This is a genomic window from Flavobacteriales bacterium, assembly GCA_016713875.1.
Lineage (GTDB): Bacteria > Bacteroidota > Bacteroidia > Flavobacteriales_F > PHOS-HE28 > PHOS-HE28.
On record JADJOI010000003.1, the window covers coordinates 3,567,324 to 3,581,743 of the forward strand.

At 62.1% G+C, this 14,420-nt stretch carries 21 protein-coding genes and 1 pseudogene; 16 read left to right on the forward strand and 6 right to left on the reverse strand.

The features are described 5' to 3' along the window. Positions 1–113 precede the first annotated feature (113 nt). From IPJ87_16590 to IPJ87_16615, 6 genes are all read left to right on the forward strand, one after another. Positions 114–260, forward strand: a complete 147-nt coding sequence (locus IPJ87_16590; GenBank protein MBK7943467.1) for a hypothetical protein — start codon at positions 114–116, stop codon at positions 258–260. Between the two features lie 509 nt (positions 261–769). Continuing rightward, positions 770–1,231 (forward strand): helix-turn-helix domain-containing protein, encoded by a 462-nt coding sequence (locus IPJ87_16595; GenBank protein ID MBK7943468.1) that lies wholly within the window; start codon positions 770–772, stop codon positions 1,229–1,231. Then, a complete protein-coding gene (locus IPJ87_16600; GenBank protein ID MBK7943469.1) occupies positions 1,221–1,784 on the forward strand; it encodes a PIN domain-containing protein in 564 nt (187 codons plus the stop codon). The genes IPJ87_16595 and IPJ87_16600 overlap by 11 nt, the downstream gene beginning before the upstream one ends. Before the next feature lie 216 nt (positions 1,785–2,000). After that, the gene (locus IPJ87_16605; protein ID MBK7943470.1) at positions 2,001–2,246 is read left to right on the forward strand and encodes an addiction module protein; all 246 of its coding nucleotides are present in this window, start codon (positions 2,001–2,003) and stop codon (positions 2,244–2,246) included. After that, positions 2,243–2,539 carry a type II toxin-antitoxin system RelE/ParE family toxin gene (locus IPJ87_16610; GenBank protein ID MBK7943471.1) on the forward strand — a complete coding sequence of 99 codons (297 nt, stop codon included), beginning with the start codon at positions 2,243–2,245 and terminating at the stop codon, positions 2,537–2,539. Before IPJ87_16605 ends, IPJ87_16610 begins: the two co-directional genes overlap by 4 nt. Before the next feature lie 89 nt (positions 2,540–2,628). Beyond that, a complete protein-coding gene (locus tag IPJ87_16615) occupies positions 2,629–2,802 on the forward strand; it encodes a hypothetical protein (protein MBK7943472.1) in 174 nt (57 codons plus the stop codon). A gap of 232 nt (positions 2,803–3,034) precedes the next feature. Here the strand turns inward: IPJ87_16615 and IPJ87_16620 are convergent, their stop codons facing one another. The 4 genes from IPJ87_16620 to IPJ87_16635 form a co-directional block, all read right to left on the reverse strand. Next, positions 3,035–3,241, reverse strand: coding sequence for a 2-oxoisovalerate dehydrogenase (locus IPJ87_16620; GenBank protein ID MBK7943473.1), 207 nt, complete (start codon positions 3,239–3,241; stop codon positions 3,035–3,037). 20 nt (positions 3,242–3,261) lie between these two features. Then, complete coding sequence (locus IPJ87_16625) at positions 3,262–3,615, reverse strand: VOC family protein (GenBank protein ID MBK7943474.1); 354 nt, start codon at positions 3,613–3,615, stop codon at positions 3,262–3,264. 136 nt (positions 3,616–3,751) lie between these two features. Further along, positions 3,752–5,599, reverse strand: coding sequence for a PKD domain-containing protein (locus tag IPJ87_16630; protein MBK7943475.1), 1,848 nt, complete (start codon positions 5,597–5,599; stop codon positions 3,752–3,754). Further along, positions 5,596–6,069, reverse strand: a complete 474-nt coding sequence (locus tag IPJ87_16635; GenBank protein MBK7943476.1) for a VOC family protein — start codon at positions 6,067–6,069, stop codon at positions 5,596–5,598. The genes IPJ87_16630 and IPJ87_16635 overlap by 4 nt, the downstream gene beginning before the upstream one ends. 59 nt (positions 6,070–6,128) lie before the next feature. On the opposite strand from IPJ87_16635, the gene IPJ87_16640 reads away from it, so the two are divergent. Both IPJ87_16640 and IPJ87_16645 read left to right on the forward strand, forming a co-directional pair. Continuing rightward, a complete protein-coding gene (locus IPJ87_16640; protein ID MBK7943477.1) occupies positions 6,129–6,530 on the forward strand; it encodes a hypothetical protein in 402 nt (133 codons plus the stop codon). 30 nt (positions 6,531–6,560) lie between these two features. Then, positions 6,561–6,986, forward strand: a complete 426-nt coding sequence (locus IPJ87_16645; GenBank protein MBK7943478.1) for a VOC family protein — start codon at positions 6,561–6,563, stop codon at positions 6,984–6,986. 25 nt (positions 6,987–7,011) lie between these two features. Here IPJ87_16645 and IPJ87_16650 read toward each other — a convergent pair whose 3' ends face one another. Continuing rightward, a complete protein-coding gene (locus IPJ87_16650; protein MBK7943479.1) occupies positions 7,012–7,422 on the reverse strand; it encodes a helix-turn-helix transcriptional regulator in 411 nt (136 codons plus the stop codon). 151 nt (positions 7,423–7,573) lie between these two features. Between IPJ87_16650 and IPJ87_16655 the strand changes: the two genes are divergently transcribed. The 7 genes and pseudogenes from IPJ87_16655 (at position 7,574) to IPJ87_16685 (ending at position 12,277) form a co-directional block, all read left to right on the forward strand. Further along, on the forward strand, positions 7,574–8,266 hold the full coding sequence (locus IPJ87_16655) for an NAD(P)-binding domain-containing protein (protein ID MBK7943480.1): 693 nt from the start codon (positions 7,574–7,576) through the stop codon (positions 8,264–8,266). A 74-nt stretch (positions 8,267–8,340) separates the two neighbouring features. Next, positions 8,341–9,301: pseudogene (locus IPJ87_16660) on the forward strand (aldehyde dehydrogenase family protein). A 13-nt stretch (positions 9,302–9,314) separates the two neighbouring features. Next, on the forward strand, positions 9,315–9,623 hold the full coding sequence (locus tag IPJ87_16665) for a DUF4160 domain-containing protein (GenBank protein MBK7943481.1): 309 nt from the start codon (positions 9,315–9,317) through the stop codon (positions 9,621–9,623). Continuing rightward, positions 9,620–9,991, forward strand: a complete 372-nt coding sequence (locus IPJ87_16670) for a DUF2442 domain-containing protein (protein ID MBK7943482.1) — start codon at positions 9,620–9,622, stop codon at positions 9,989–9,991. The genes IPJ87_16665 and IPJ87_16670 overlap by 4 nt, the downstream gene beginning before the upstream one ends. 93 nt (positions 9,992–10,084) lie before the next feature. Further along, the gene (locus IPJ87_16675; protein ID MBK7943483.1) at positions 10,085–10,420 is read left to right on the forward strand and encodes a tRNA-binding protein; all 336 of its coding nucleotides are present in this window, start codon (positions 10,085–10,087) and stop codon (positions 10,418–10,420) included. Between the two features lie 65 nt (positions 10,421–10,485). Continuing rightward, positions 10,486–11,811, forward strand: a complete 1,326-nt coding sequence (locus IPJ87_16680) for a hypothetical protein (GenBank protein MBK7943484.1) — start codon at positions 10,486–10,488, stop codon at positions 11,809–11,811. A gap of 37 nt (positions 11,812–11,848) precedes the next feature. Then, entirely contained in the window at positions 11,849–12,277 is a 429-nt protein-coding gene (locus IPJ87_16685; GenBank protein ID MBK7943485.1) for a DedA family protein, read from the forward strand. Positions 12,278–12,281: 4 nt separating this feature from the next. Here IPJ87_16685 and IPJ87_16690 read toward each other — a convergent pair whose 3' ends face one another. After that, a complete protein-coding gene (locus IPJ87_16690) occupies positions 12,282–13,037 on the reverse strand; it encodes a TIGR00730 family Rossman fold protein (GenBank protein MBK7943486.1) in 756 nt (251 codons plus the stop codon). 59 nt (positions 13,038–13,096) lie between these two features. Between IPJ87_16690 and IPJ87_16695 the strand changes: the two genes are divergently transcribed. Then, positions 13,097–14,338 (forward strand): hypothetical protein, encoded by a 1,242-nt coding sequence (locus IPJ87_16695; protein MBK7943487.1) that lies wholly within the window; start codon positions 13,097–13,099, stop codon positions 14,336–14,338. Positions 14,339–14,420 lie beyond the last annotated feature (82 nt).

The window sequence follows — 14,420 nt, forward strand, 5'->3', positions numbered from 1 at the left end:
TGGGAGTGCAGGATGAACTCGTAGGGGATATTAACATTCGGATTGGGAGGTTCGATCGAACGGGAGGGCTAATTGAGGCACCGCACTTGAATGAACCCGGAAGGGATGTTTTGATGAGCTTCAAGGCGACTGGTGATCGGGAACGGCTTGATTCGGTGCTCGACGAGCTACGAGGGGCACTTGGTCGATTCCTGAAGATGAATGGTCAATACAGTGGGGAATATAACTGTGTGATTCGCCTGCGCGATCAGGTGGATTGAAGGAGTGATGCCCTGCCCCACGGTCCGCGACTTCACCAGCTCGCACCCCGCAGCTTCCGTCCCGTCCTGTCGGCAGCCCTCGCCACCCTGTCAGCGCTGTTCCGCTGCATAGCGGAATACTGCACATTGGCGCATGCGCAGATCAGCGTCAGCACCTACATCCTTGCCGTGGATCGCCGCGTTCAGGAGATCGACGCGGCAAAGGACTATGAGACCAGGACACTTGAGAACGAGGAGTTCCTCGCGCAGATGATGGCCGCCTGTTTGAGGGTGGCTTTTCAAATTTTCGTCCCGAAACTTCAAAAGCTGCTCCCGCTTTTCAGATCCTGGTGAGGTTGGCCCATCAAACAACCATAAAAAAACTGAGCGTCTGTCTATCAGTCGATTAGGTTGTTGCTGCCGCCCTCCAGGGCCCTTCCCAGCAAACAAGCGGATGGGATGGGGGCAGGCGCCCAAGGCAACATCGTTTCGTTTGTTTCGTTTAGCTTTGCAGCACCTACACGGTCACCATGCCAGCAGTTGAGACCCATACCACCAAGCCCACCCGCTCCGAGCAGGAGGCCGCTCGTAGGTCGCTCCCTGCCTTGGAGGAGTCGTTGAAGAGCCTTGGCAAGAAGGACACGACCGAGATCGAGATCGAGGAGACGGCGCAGAAGATCATCGTCCCCACGATGGCACTGCAGCTGCTCTCGCGCATCCTGAAGGACCTGGGTGAAGGTCGTCCGGTGCAGATCGTGCCCATCGCTGCTGAGATGACCACACAGGCCGCTGCGGAGCTGCTCGGCTGTTCCCGGCCCCATGTGGTAAAGCTGTTGGAGCAGGGCAAGATCCCGTTCACCAAGATCGGCAAGCATCGCCGGGTGAGGTATGAGGATGTGATGAAGTACCGCAAGGCCATGAAGGAGGCGCAGCGGCAGTTGCTGAAGGACATGATGCGGGACGAGGAAGAGGCCGGTCTCTATGATACATAGCGTCCGCTTCACGTGTGTCCTGGACACCAACGTCATTTACCCGGTGAACATCCGGGATCTGTTGTTGTGGTTCGCGCATTACGACCTCTTCACCGTGAAGTGGAGCAGTGGCATTTGCGATGAGTGGGCCAAGGTGATGCGCGAGAAGGAGATCCCAGAAGCGGACATCGCCAAACGCATCCAACGCATGAGCGACGCGTTCCCGGATGCACTGGTGGAGAACTACGATGGTCTCATCGAAGGCCTGCAGTTACCCGACACGTGCGACCGCCACGTGCTGGCGGCGGCCATCAAGGCCAACGCCAACCTGATCGTCACCAACAACCTGCGCGATTTTCCCGCGGAGGAGCTGGCGAAGTATGGTCTGGAGGCCAAGAGCGCCGATGACTTTCTCACGGAAATCATCGACCTGAACCACGCCCGTGCGCTGGAGGCGTTCAAAGAGCTGGTGGCGAACCGACGTTCACCCGAGCTCGATGCGTATCAGGTGCTGGACCAGTTCCGAAGGGTCGGCCTGAAGGATACGGCCGACTACCTGCATGCGCTGTTGTGAGCGACCGCTTCCACGCCGAGATCGAATTGCGTGTCCGATATCGGTCCACATGAATGGTGAACGCACGTTCTTCACGGTGATCGGCGCTTCAACTATGGCGGATGTGCCATCATTCTTTTCGGTCGCATAGGGCAGTCGCTCAGTCCACAACCCCGTCGAATTCGACGGGGTTCGGACCACCCTGATGCCTCGTGGGTGGCTTACCTTCGTGAAGCCATGTCCACCGAGTCCCTCAAGCTCCAACTGATCGAGCGCCTGTTGCGCACGACCGATGAAGGGCTGCTGAAGAAAGTAGCCGACCTGTTCCGCTCAGAGAAAGGCGAGGATGATGACGGTCTCACCGACGAGCACTACAACATCGTAAAGGAGCGCTACGAGGAGTACAAGCGCGGTGAGGGCAAGAGCTACACTTGGGAGGAGACGAAAGCCATGATCCGCGCCGGCAAGGGCAAGGAGGCATGAGCGTGAAGATCCGTTGGCGCTACCGTGCGATCCATGAGGCCCAGGAGGCGTACGACTGGTACGAAGCTCAGTCGAGGGGGACCGGAGAGCGACTGATCGCCGAGTTGGACGAGCACATCGACTTCCTGCTGAAGCATCCAACGGGCTATCCGAAATGGCGCTCCATTTTTCGGAAGGTCACTCTGAAGCACTTCCCGTATCAGGTGATCTATCGCTTCGAGAAGGACACTGTCACGGTCTTCAGCATTTTCCATGGCAGCCGTAACCCCAGCCAATGGGGACGCCTTCGCTGATTGCATCTTTGAAGTGCAATGAAACCTGCCGTGAACAGCGACAGCGTATCCCCATGGCCTGTCTCACACTACCGGCAGTCCTCGCCACCATGGCAGCGCTGGTTTGCTGCACATTGACGCAGGCGCAGATCATCGACAGCACCTACATCCTTGCCGTGGATCGCCGCGTTCAGGAGATCGACGCGGCAAAGGACTATGGGATCAGGACACTCGAGAACGAGGAGTTCCTGGAGCAGATGACCGACGGTGGTGTGGGCAATTAGAACAACAAAGCCAGCAATTCCTCGCGCGTCATCTGATGGTGCGAAGCGACATCGCCAAGTATGCCTGCCAGCGTCCCGACCTTGATCGGCCGATGGTCCGGAATGGTGATGTGGTGCGTTCCGCTCCTTGAAGTGGTCATGCGGATGTGACCTCCGTCTGCCTTGTCACCTCGTATCCCAGCTTGCCCAGCGCCTTGATCAGTTCCCTGCCCGTGAGATCGCGCGGGATCCTCTAAGCGGCGATCACGATCTCCTTCACCATGTGCAGGCAGATCACCTTGGGCATCTGATCCGCCTCGAAGTGGGTCGCCACGGCGTCTTTCACGTTGGCTTTCAACTGCTCCAGGTCATCGCCATCCGTGAAGATGGAGTGATCCAACGCACGGGCCTCGTAGCCACCTTCCGGCGACTCTTCCACAACGAAGATGATCTCCTTCATGCTCCGAAGTTAAGCAAGCCCTACTTCGGCTCCCACAGCTCGATCTTGTTCCCCTCCGGATCATACACCCACGCGAAGCGGCCGTAATCCTCATCCTGCCGCTTGGGGTCGATGCGCACGCCGGCAGCCTCGAGCTTCTTGATCAGCCCATCGATGTCCTGCACGCGCAGGTTCAGCATGAACTGTTGCTTGCTGTCGAAGTAGTCGCTGTCGCGCTTGAACGGCGAGAACACTGTGGGGCCGGCATCCTGCTGCCAGATCCAGCCGTTGTCCTGGTCGTTGATGCCGAAGTGATCGTTGTACCACTTGGCGAGCGCCTTGTGGTCGTCCGCGCGGAAGAAGAATCCGCCGATACCGGTGACGTGTCGGGACATGGGATGCGGTTTTGCAACCCAAAGTAGGCGCGAAAACGAATGCACCCTTTGTGCCTACGCGAAACGCGCCCGGGACGGACCGATGTTCAGAGCGGTCGATGGGCCATTCGGCCGCTGACCATCCTGGTGCGCGGGTTCAGGGCGCAAGGATGACTTTCCCTTCGCGGAAGAGCGCCGGTGTGATCGCACGGATCAAGTAGCAGCCGGCACCTATACCGGCCAGGTCCAGTCGTGCGCTTGGGCTCCCTTGCACCACGGTGTTGGTGATCACAGAACCGGTGGTGCTCACGAGGAACAAATGGGTCGGGGTATCAAGTGGCAGCCCTTCGATGTTCAAGACCCCGGCGACAGGATTGGGATACCAGTTGATGCGCGCACCCAAGGCGTTCTCCTCCAAGCCCACGCTCAGCACTTCCACAGTGGTGTCGGAGGTGCAGGCATCGCGGATCGCCGTGAGCGTGACGTTGAAAGCGCCGCTGGTGAGGTAGGTATGCACCGGATGCTGCTGCGTAGCGGAGGTCCCGTCGCCGAAATCCCAGTGCCACGACAGGGCGTTGGTGGAGAGGTCGGTGAACGAGTAAGTGGCCGGTCCGGTGACCGTGTAGGCGAAGTCGGCGGAGGGCAGCAGTTCCGGCAGGTCGCCAACGGTGAAGGTGAAAAGGTTGGACCCGTTGGTGAGCGGCCCCGAATGGCAGCCGATACTGAAGGGTACCTGGGGCGTGATCGGTGCAGGATAGTCGCCGGTGACCACGATGGCATCGGCGCCGTGCACCGCTAGGTCATTGAACCGGCTCTGGCCATGCGGCGGGTCGGGGCTTTTCAGCCAGAGCACGTTGCCTGAGCCATCCAGCCTGGCCACGTACGGAGGCGTCTCCAACAGGTTGATGGCCGTAAGCGGCACACCACCGAACTGGCCCGGACCCTCGGCCCATCCAGCGATGGACACCTCTTGCTGCGCATCGATGGTGATCGCCTTGATGGCACCCATGGAGCCTTGTGAATAGCATCCAACGGCCCATTGCGGGACACCGTTGGCATCATACTTCAGCAGGGCGCAGTACGGAGGAGTGGAGGGCGTGTTCACCAACGTGTCCTCGGCGAAGAAGAGGGTGTCGCCCAGGGACCTCAAGGCGAGATAGACGTTGCCCATGTCGTCCAAGGCCACATGCGGCTGGCGCTCCGCCACGGTGGAACTGCTGTCCAGCGTGCGGGCCCAGAGCGCGCTGCCGTCCGCTTCCATCCGGAGCACGAAAAGCTCATCGCAGTATCCGGCCGGATCGAACTGCACGGTGAGGGCGTCGAACTGGACGCTGCCTCCCGCTGCGTTCTCATGGCCCGCCAGCACGAGGTGCCCGGTATTGCTGAACGCCATGTGCGACCGCGCTCCCTGGGGTCCGTAGTTGCTGAAGGTGAGGTTGGCATTGGACCCGCTGCGGGTCCATTGCACGTTCAAGGCCGTATCCAGCATCCGCACAGTATTGCCGTGGGCGATGGCCACATCGTCCCCATTGACCGCTGCGATGATCTCGTCAGGTTCGCTCAGGTACCGCAGGAAGTTCGCTGCCGTGTCGAACTGGATGACCTGATGGCTGTAAGGAGCGGCATAGGTCGTATCGCTCATGTGGGTCTCGCCCTGCACCGTGCATTCGGCATAGAGGTGACCGGTGCCATCCACATGGATCCCGTGGCCGATGTCGCTCGTTGACCCGCCGAACACCTTGGAATGGACCAGGTCGCCCTGTGCAGTGTATTTCATCAGGACAAGGTCCACGGCACCGAAAAGGTTGGTGAGGGTGTCCCCCTGCACGTAGGTTTCCGCATCGATCATGCCCAGCACGTAAACGTTGCCGTCGGCGTCCGAGACGACTCCAGTACCCTTGTGCGCCCCGCTGCTGGAACTCATGTAATCCACCCAGCCGATCCGCTGCGCGTGGCCGCCCAGCCAGAGCCCTGTGAAGAGCAGGAAGTGTAAATGCCGTTTCATCGTGGATGAAGGTGTTGCCCTGACATTGCGTCAACCATGATATATGTCAAGATCGCCAGTCTTTGCAACTGCGCTGGGAGCAGTTTGGGTCGCTCCACTTGCCAACGTGAGTGAGCTTTCTTCAGCTCCATCAACTCGATCTTGTTCCCCTCCGGGTCATACACCCACGCGAAGCGGCCGTAGTCCTCATCCTGGCGCTTGGGGTCGATGCGCACACCGGCGGCCTCGAGCTTCTTCACCAGTCCGTCGATGTCCTGCACGCGCAGGTTCAGCATGAACTGTTGCTTGCTGTCGAAGTAGTCGCTGTCGCGCTTGAAGGGCGAGAACACCGTGGGCCCGGCATCTTGTTGCCAGATCCAGCCGTTGTCCTGGTCGTTGATGCCGAAGTGGTCGTTGTACCATTTGGCCAAAGCCTTGTGTTCGTCCGCGCGGAAGAAGAAGCGGCCGATGCCGGTGACGTGTCGTGACATGGGATCGGGGTTGGTCATGCCAAAGTAAGCCGGTCTTCCCAATGCTATTACTTTGAACCATGGAGAAGCGCACCAAAGACAAACCCTGGAAACTGAAGACGCCACCCGGGACTTCGGAATACACCATGCATGTCGACGAGAAGGATGGGAAGGAAGTGCTTGTCTGTACCGTAGGCAAGACCGTGTTGCTCTACGACATCCGGTGCATCAACGACCTGCACGCCATGCTGAAGAAACACGGCGACTGGATGGACCTTGGCGGTGCTGATGAGCAGAAGCCTGCGAAAGAAGGCACCGTTGAGGCTTGGGGCCGCAGCGAGAAGAACCCGGTGAAAGGCTGGTACGGCCTGAAGAAAGGGCTTCGCGGGAGGTTCGGTGTCTACCTGCCGCCACTGATGGAGGCACTTGGTCTTGCCGAAGTGACGCACGAGGCGAAGGGGAACAAGATGCGGGCGAAATAGGCTGTCATGGGGCACCTAGCTTTGGCTACGATGCAACCACGCTTGTCCTTTATCACGCTCGGTGTTTCCGGCCTCGCCAAGTCCAAACGGTTCTACTCGGATGTCCTCGGCTGGACACCCATGCACGATTCGGACGGCATCGTGATGTACAAGCTCAACGGCATGGTGCTCTCGCTCTTCCCGCAGCATGAATTGATGGAGGACGCCAAGGTCACCGAGGAAGGACGAGGTTCACGCTTCACGCTGGCGCAATGCCTGCGGTCCGTTGAAGAGGTCGATGCCTTCTTCACGCATTTGAAGAAGCACGATGTCACCATCACCAAATTGCCGGTGAAGGTCTTCTGGGGCGGCTACAGCGGCTACTTCGCCGATCCTGACGGGCACCTGTGGGAGATAGCGCACAACCCCTTCCTGGAGATGGATGCCCAGGGCAATGTGTTGGGCATGAGGAGCTGACCCGCGCGCAGGATCGCCGCATCGCTCACGCTCGCACCGCCTTCTTCGCCTTCTTTTTCACCGGCCGCGCCACCTTCTCGATGCTGCCGAACTGCTCGCCCATCATGCGGCCCCATTTCGCGATCTCCTCCAGCAGCGGCAACAGCGTGCGGCCGTGCGCGGTGAGCTCGTACTCCACGCGCGGCGGCACTTCGGGGTAGATGGTGCGGCTCACGAAGCCGTCCTTTTCCAATTGGCGCAATTGCATGCTGAGCATCTTCTCGGTGATGCCTGGGATCTGCCGCCGCAACTCGCTGAAGCGCTTCTTGTCCTTGCGCAGGTACCACAGCACGATGGTCTTCCACTTACCACCCACCAGCTCCATGGTCACATCCAATGCGCAGTGGTAAACGCGGCCGTTCATGCGGATGCGGTACTCGTCGCCGTCGATGATCATGGTGTTGAAAACTTGTGTCCGTTCCGCTCTTCGCTCCGGCCGCTGAAACCGGCGCCCATGGCCGGTACTATCCTGGGTGACAGTACTTGTAAACGGTATAGCAGCCGGTCAACTTCGCCGCGTCAAAGGAACGCAACCAACACGCACAACCATGAGGATCGGAGTTTTCGGAACGGGGGTGGTCGGACAGGTCATCGCCGAGAAGCTGGACAGCCTGGGACACGACGTGATGCTGGGCACGCGCGATGCGCAACAGAGCCTCGCCCGCGAAGGCAAGGATGGCTACGGCCGTCCGCCGCTGAAGGAGTGGATGGCCGCGCACCCCAAGGTGAAGCTCGGCACTTTCGCGGAAACTGCATCGCACGGCGAGATGCTCGTGAACGCCACCAGCGGCTTCGGTGCGATGGAGGCCCTCAAACTTGCCGGCGAGAAGAACCTCGGCGGCAAGGCGATGCTCGACGTCGCCAACCCGCTCGATTTCTCCAAAGGATTCCCCCCCAGCCTCACGGTGTGCAACACCGACTCGCTCGGCGAGCAACTGCAACGCGCCTTCCCGCAACTGCGCGTTGTGAAGGGCCTCAACACGCTCACGAGCTTCCTGATGGTGGCGCCGCGCACGTTGCCCGAGTCGCACCACCTCTTCCTCTGCGGCAACGATGCCGATGCGAAGGCCGAGGTGCGCAAGCTGCTTGCCTCTTTCGGCTGGGCCGACAACGAGATGATCGACCTGGGCGATATCACCAATGCGCGTGGCACGGAACAGCTCCTGCCCATCTGGGTGCGGCTCTACGGCGCCTTGAAGAGCCCGATGTTCAACTTCCGGATCGTCCGGGCAGAGCAATAGCGTTCCGTGGCTTTCGCAGCGGCGGTCTTGGCGCTGCCATCGCTCTCGCGGGTGTAGCTTTGGCTTCGCATCCCATGAGCAAGACCCTGAGCAAGCCCGCCACCGTGAAAGCCGACCTCAACGGCCTCGGCACGAACGGCACGACCAAGAAGACGGAACGCGTTCCCGTGATGAAGACCTACAAGATTTTCATCGGCGGCAAGTTCCCACGCACCGAGAGCGGGCGTTACTACCAGCCCAAGGGCGCCAACGGCGCGGTCCTGGCGAATGTGTGCCGCAGCAGCCGCAAGGATGTGCGCGATGCCGTTGTGGCGGCGCGTGGCGCCTTGGGCAGCTGGGCAAGTCGCAGCGCCTTCAATCGCGGGCAGATCCTCTACCGCATCGGTGAGATGCTCGAAGGACGCAGCGCGCAGTTCGTGCATGAACTCATATTGCACGGTTGCACGCAGCAACAAGCGCAAAAGGAAGTGAGCGCCGCGATCGATCGCTGGATCCACTACGCGGGCTGGTGCGACAAGTACCAGGCGCTCTTCAGCAGCGTGAACCCCACGAACAGTTCGCACTTCAACTTCAGCGTGCAGGAACCCACCGGTGTGGTGGGCGTGATGGCTCCTGCCGATAGCGCGTTGCTCGGGCTGGTGAGCGTGATCGCGCCGGTGATCGCGGGCGGCAACACGTGCATCGTTGTGGCAAGCGAGAACATGCCCTTGCCTGCCGTCACCTTCACCGAAGTGCTGGCTACGAGCGATCTGCCCGGCGGCGTTGTGAACCTGATGTCAGGTTTCCGCAGCGAGTTGCTCAAGCCGCTCGTTGCGCACATGGACATCAACGCGCTAGTCGTGGCGGGTGTTTCCAAAGAGGAGCGCGATGCTCGACAATGAAGCTACCTGCAACCTGAAGCGCATGGTGTACCCGAAGGTGAGCGATTGGAGCAGCGACGATGCGAGAAGCCCCTACATGATCCTCGACACGCAGGAGGTGAAGACCACCTGGCATCCGATCGAGCGCGGGCAGGGAGGGGGTGGGGGGTATTGATCTCTTGACCTTCATGCCCAAGCTTTACGAGTACTTCGGAATGGTGTTCCTGATGTTCAGCAATGAACACAGCCCCATCCATGTACATGTTCGGTATGGCAGCTACGAGTCAGTGATCGAGTTGATCATGCTTGAAGGGGAGTTGGTAAAGGTCGTGTTCAGGAAGCTGGGCAATAAACGAGCGCTCCCGGTCGCTCAGCAATGTGAGGCGGAACTGTTCGTTCGTGCCAAGGCGAAGGACATCATCCGCAAGTGGAATGATTACTTTGTGTTGAACAAGCGGGTCACGCCCGAACACATCACCAAACGCATCAAGGGATGACCATCCCAGAGAAGGTCCATATCAAGAGCGCCAAATACGTGGGCGACTACCGCATCGCGTTCCGCTTCACGGATGGTCATACCACCGAGGTCGATTTCCACGCCTTCCTTACGGCACCAGGCCAGAACCCCATGGCCACACAGTTCCTGGATGTGACCCGGTTCAAGGGCTTTCACATCGAACAACGTGCGGACATCGTCTGGGGTGATTGGGAGATGTGTTTCCCATTGGCTGCTTTGTATGTTGGTGATCTTGGCGTGGATTCCCTCGGAAAGAAGCGGGGGGCACGCGTTGGCACCGGCCCACGCCGCTCGATAGGCCGTCGCAGTGGAGTGAGGAGGAAGACCACAAAAGCTGCGGTGAAATGAGTGAGAGCGGGTCTTCCAACAACACGCTGGGAACCACGATCACCTGGCACCCGATCGAGCGGGGGCAGGGAGGGGGTGGCGGATATTGAGCACATGGAGCTCCTTGGTTGGTCCGACTTCGAGAAGGTCCATCTGTGCGTGGGCACCGTGCTTTCCGCGGAGGGCCTGCCCAATGCGCGCAGGCCGGCCTACGTCCTCACCATCGACTTCGGACCGCACGGGGTGAAGCGCAGTAGCGCGCAGATCACGGTACACTACACCAAGGACGAACTGGTGGGACGACAAGTGGTGGCGGTGATCAACTTCCCGCCCAAGCAGGTCGGCAGCGTGATGAGCGAATGCCTGATCACTGGATTTCCAGATGCGAACGGCGATATCGTGCTCACCGCCGTGGAGCGGCCGCTGCCGAACGGGGCCCGGTTGGCGTGAGCCATCGAACTTCCTCCATGGCATGGCCGTTGAACGGTTCGCGGGCCTTCCCGCGCGGACGACCCATGCGCCCCTTCCTCACCCCGACGCTCCTGCTGTTGACCCTGGCCGTTGAGGCGCAAGTACCGGCCAACGGGCGCCGCATCGGCTACCTGATGAACACGGCGGAGGATGGGAACACGGGAGCGGCGCTCGGGCTGGCGGAGGCGGCCTGTGTGGAAGGCGCGCACAAGACCCTCCTGTGGTCGGCCGTTCAGCCCGCCATCGGTACCTGGGATGCGGGGGAGCTGATGGCCCTGGACCTGCTGAACCTGCAGTCCGCGGTGCAGAGCGTGCCCCGTTCGCTGCAGATCGCCGTCACCAATACGGCCCGGAACGAGGTCCCGGTCGAGTTGAACGCCTATCCCTATGATCATCCGGCCATGGTGGCGGCCTTCACGGTCTATCTCGATACGCTCTTCGCCCACATCCCCGACATGCCCTTGGTGTACCTGAACATCGGCATGGAGAGCGACATCATGTGGGGAGGGGACGCCCTGCAGTACCAGCGCTTCGGGAACTTCCTGGCGCAGGTGGTCCCCCATGCGAAGCAGCGCTACCAGGCCTTGCACGGCACGGACCTGAGCGTGGGCACCACCATGACCTGGGCGGGCCTCACCAATCCGGTGAGCGCCGCGTTGTGCCAGGGGTTGAACGCCGGGCTGGACCACATCAGCCTCACCTACTACGGGGTCGTCTTCGGCTTCACGGTGAAGCCGCCGGGCCAGGTGATCGCCGACCTGGATGCGCTGATGGCGCTCTACCCCGGGAACAAACCGGTGGTGGTGCAGGAGTGCGGATACCCCACCAGTGTGTTCAACGCCAGCAGCGAAGCGCTGCAGAGCCAGTTCGTCAGCGCGATGTTCACCGCGTGGGACCACCACTGGAGCCGGATCCCCTACCTGTCGGTGAGCATGCTGACGGATGTGGACAGCACCGCGGCGGTGGAGCTGGCGACCTACTATGGTCTGACGACCACGCCCTATGTGGAGTTCCATCGCACGCTTGGCCTGCGTAGCTGGCCCGGCAGTGGTGCCCTGAAGCCGGCGTACGAGACCCTGCTGTGCGAGCTGCGCGACCGCGGCTTCTGCGCCACCACCTGCACGGCCTCGGTGCCGGACGGGACGGACGTGGCGGAGCCCGACTACCAGCTGGTGGTGGACCCGATCGCGGGCACGGTGCGCGTCATCACGGCACCAGGGCCTTCGCGGCCCGTTCGGGTGCATGCGGCGGATGGCCGCGTGGTGGCGAGAGGCCGGACGGGAGAGTCCGTCGCGCTCGGGGCCGGGGCGATGGGCGTGCTGTTGCTGGAGGTGGAGGGGCTTGGTGTGCGGCGGTTCGTGCTGAACTGAGCCGATCGCCGTTCTTCGCAGCATGGAGCTGGGGCCGATGTGGGAGGGCCTGGGGTTGCCGGGCCTGTTCCTGGCGAGCTTCCTGGCGGCCACCATCCTGCCCTTCAGCAGCGAGGCGTTGTTGGCGGCCATGGCGATCGGACCGTGGTCGTGGCCGGCGCTGTGGCTGACGGCGAGCATCGGGAACACACTTGGCGGATTGAGCAGCACGGGCCTGGGCCGGCTGGGTCGTCGACTCACTTGGCAGGGCGTGCAGGCTGGCGCATCATCCGGCCCATGGACCATGCGCATCCGCCGCTGGGGGCCTTGGGCGGCCCTGCTCACCTGGCTTCCTGTCGTGGGTGATGCGATCGCGGTGGCCCTGGGCGTGGTCGGTGCTCCCTGGGGGCCCACCGCGCTGCTGATGTTCGTGGGCAAGGCGGCGCGCTATGCCGTGGTGCTGGGGGCGATGCGTGCGATGGGCTGAGGGGTCACGCGCGGCGGTGGCCGTTCATGCGCTCCTCGAGGAACCACCATTTGGGCGTGTCCTTGCGCGCCCGTGCGCGCTGCCACATCACCACCAGCCGGTCCTGCAGCAGTTCGGTCGCCTCCTCCACGCTGTCCGCCACGAAGACGAACTCCAGCTCCTTGCGGCCGATGGTGCCTTCGGCCACCATGCGATCGATCTGCTGCAGCATGGGCCCCCAGTAATCCCTTCCGTAGAGGAGGATCGGGAAGTCCTTCACCTTGCCGGTCTGGATGAGGGTGATGGTCTCGAAGAGCTCATCGAGGGTGCCGGCGCCGCCGGGCATCACCACGAAGCAGATGCTGTACTTCACGAGCAGCACCTTGCGGACGAAGAAGCGCTCGAAGGTGAGGCTGACGTCGAGGTAGGGGTTGGGCTTCTGTTCGTGGGGCAGGACGATGTTGCAGCCGATGCTGCGCGCGCCCACGTCGCGGGCGCCGCGGTTGGCGGCCTCCATGATGCCCGGCCCACCGCCCGTCATGATGCTGAAGCCCACCTGGCCGATGCGCCGGGCCAGCTCGCGGGCCGCCTCGTAGTAGGGGTGGTCCTCCTGGAAGCGTGCGCTGCCGAAGAAGGTGACGCAGGGGCCCACGAAATGCAGCTTGCGGAATCCGCGGATGAACTCCCGCAGGATGGAGACCATGCTCTTGAGCTCCTTCCACCGCGAGCGCGGGCCTTCCAGGAAGCGGAGGTCGATGTGCTGCGGGTCCCCGATCGGCATGGTCGGCGAAGGTAGGTCTGTGGGAAGGTGTGCTATGTTCACGCCCTCAACCACCGCCGATGCGCCGCACGACACTCGCCTTCCCCCTGCTCATCTCCCTTCCGCTGCTCGCCCAGCCCCAGCTCGACAACCCCGGCTTCGAGTCCTGGCAGAACGTGGGCACCGGCACCGAGGAGCCCACCGAATGGAGCTCGGTGAAGACCAGCGACGGCGGTACGCTGATCAACAACCTGGCGCCGCAGATGGTGTGGCGCAGCAGCGATGCGCACAGCGGGTCGTACTCGGTGAACATCCGCACGGTGTCGTCCTTTCTGGGCCCCGCCACCGGCCTGCTCACCAACGGACGCGTGCATGCCGAACTACAGGTGGAGAACAGCTACGTGTTCACCGACACGCTGAACGGGGACTGGAGCACGGCGTGCGCCTCGCGGCCGGACAGCCTGATCGGCTGGTACAAGTACACCCCGCAGCCGGGCGACCAGGCGGTGATCGGTGTGCTGATGCATGTGGATGATGCCAAGCTGCCGGCCTTCGGGACTGAACTGAACTGGGTGGGCGGTGCGGACTGGACCTCGGCGAGCGCCACGGTGGGCGCATGGACGCGTTTCGCCACGCCCTTCGTGTACACGGACAACCGCGAGCCCGAGCACATCCTGATGATCATGACCAGCGGTGACAGCACCTCGAGCCAGGTGGGCACGGAGGTGTGGTTCGACGACCTGGCCATGATCTACAATCTGGCCGCTGTGCCGGACGCGGCGGTGGCCTATGTGACGGCGCAGGATGGGTTCGACCTGAACGTGGCGTACAGCACGGGCGGCGTGCCCACGGCGGCCCTGGACTTCACTGCCGAACTGAGCGATGCGAACGGTGATTTCAGCGCCCCGGTGGCCATCGGCACGCTGAACAGCGACCAGCCCACGGGTGTGATCGCCTGCACCGTTCCGGCCGGCACGGTCCCGGGCACGGGGTACCGCATCCGCGTCACCACCCCCTCGCCCTATTACGCGCCGATCGATTCGGGCATCGTGGTGGAGGTGAGCACGGGGATCGCCCTGAGCTCGGTGCCGCAGGATTGGCGGGTCTGGGCCGATGCCGAGGCGCTGTGGCTTGATCTGCGCGGAAGCGCGCTTCAGGCCGAGCGGTTCGAGGTGGTGGATGCCCGCGGGGCGCTGGTGGCCGCAGGCCGGGCGACGCCCGGGATGCTGCGCCCGGTGGTGACCTCCGGTATACCCGGCCTGTACGTGGTGCGGCTCCACCATGCCGATGGCGTGGCCTCCGTGCGGCTGATCCGGTCGTGAGCGCGCCGGGTGCGGATCTGATAACGAATTGTTAAAGGCGCTGCGTCCGGAAGGGCGGTGCGGTACGTTCGCGGCCGCTCCG

Bases quoted from the DNA above. Each gene is read 5' to 3' on its own strand.
- IPJ87_16590 (MBK7943467.1), top strand. From the start codon at position 114: ATGAGCTTCAAGGCGACTGGTGATCGGGAACGGCTTGATTCGGTGCTC.
- IPJ87_16595 (MBK7943468.1), top strand. From the start codon at position 770: ATGCCAGCAGTTGAGACCCATACCACCAAGCCCACCCGCTCCGAGCAG.
- IPJ87_16600 (MBK7943469.1), top strand. From the start codon at position 1,221: ATGATACATAGCGTCCGCTTCACGTGTGTCCTGGACACCAACGTCATT.
- IPJ87_16605 (MBK7943470.1), top strand. From the start codon at position 2,001: ATGTCCACCGAGTCCCTCAAGCTCCAACTGATCGAGCGCCTGTTGCGC.
- IPJ87_16610 (MBK7943471.1), top strand. From the start codon at position 2,243: ATGAGCGTGAAGATCCGTTGGCGCTACCGTGCGATCCATGAGGCCCAG.
- IPJ87_16615 (MBK7943472.1), top strand. From the start codon at position 2,629: ATGGCAGCGCTGGTTTGCTGCACATTGACGCAGGCGCAGATCATCGAC.
- IPJ87_16620 (MBK7943473.1), bottom strand. From the start codon at position 3,241: ATGAAGGAGATCATCTTCGTTGTGGAAGAGTCGCCGGAAGGTGGCTAC.
- IPJ87_16625 (MBK7943474.1), bottom strand. From the start codon at position 3,615: ATGTCCCGACACGTCACCGGTATCGGCGGATTCTTCTTCCGCGCGGAC.
- IPJ87_16630 (MBK7943475.1), bottom strand. From the start codon at position 5,599: ATGAAACGGCATTTACACTTCCTGCTCTTCACAGGGCTCTGGCTGGGC.
- IPJ87_16635 (MBK7943476.1), bottom strand. From the start codon at position 6,069: ATGTCACGACACGTCACCGGCATCGGCCGCTTCTTCTTCCGCGCGGAC.
- IPJ87_16640 (MBK7943477.1), top strand. From the start codon at position 6,129: ATGGAGAAGCGCACCAAAGACAAACCCTGGAAACTGAAGACGCCACCC.
- IPJ87_16645 (MBK7943478.1), top strand. From the start codon at position 6,561: ATGCAACCACGCTTGTCCTTTATCACGCTCGGTGTTTCCGGCCTCGCC.
- IPJ87_16650 (MBK7943479.1), bottom strand. From the start codon at position 7,422: ATGATCATCGACGGCGACGAGTACCGCATCCGCATGAACGGCCGCGTT.
- IPJ87_16655 (MBK7943480.1), top strand. From the start codon at position 7,574: ATGAGGATCGGAGTTTTCGGAACGGGGGTGGTCGGACAGGTCATCGCC.
- IPJ87_16665 (MBK7943481.1), top strand. From the start codon at position 9,315: ATGCCCAAGCTTTACGAGTACTTCGGAATGGTGTTCCTGATGTTCAGC.
- IPJ87_16670 (MBK7943482.1), top strand. From the start codon at position 9,620: ATGACCATCCCAGAGAAGGTCCATATCAAGAGCGCCAAATACGTGGGC.
- IPJ87_16675 (MBK7943483.1), top strand. From the start codon at position 10,085: ATGGAGCTCCTTGGTTGGTCCGACTTCGAGAAGGTCCATCTGTGCGTG.
- IPJ87_16680 (MBK7943484.1), top strand. From the start codon at position 10,486: ATGCGCCCCTTCCTCACCCCGACGCTCCTGCTGTTGACCCTGGCCGTT.
- IPJ87_16685 (MBK7943485.1), top strand. From the start codon at position 11,849: ATGTGGGAGGGCCTGGGGTTGCCGGGCCTGTTCCTGGCGAGCTTCCTG.
- IPJ87_16690 (MBK7943486.1), bottom strand. From the start codon at position 13,037: ATGCCGATCGGGGACCCGCAGCACATCGACCTCCGCTTCCTGGAAGGC.
- IPJ87_16695 (MBK7943487.1), top strand. From the start codon at position 13,097: ATGCGCCGCACGACACTCGCCTTCCCCCTGCTCATCTCCCTTCCGCTG.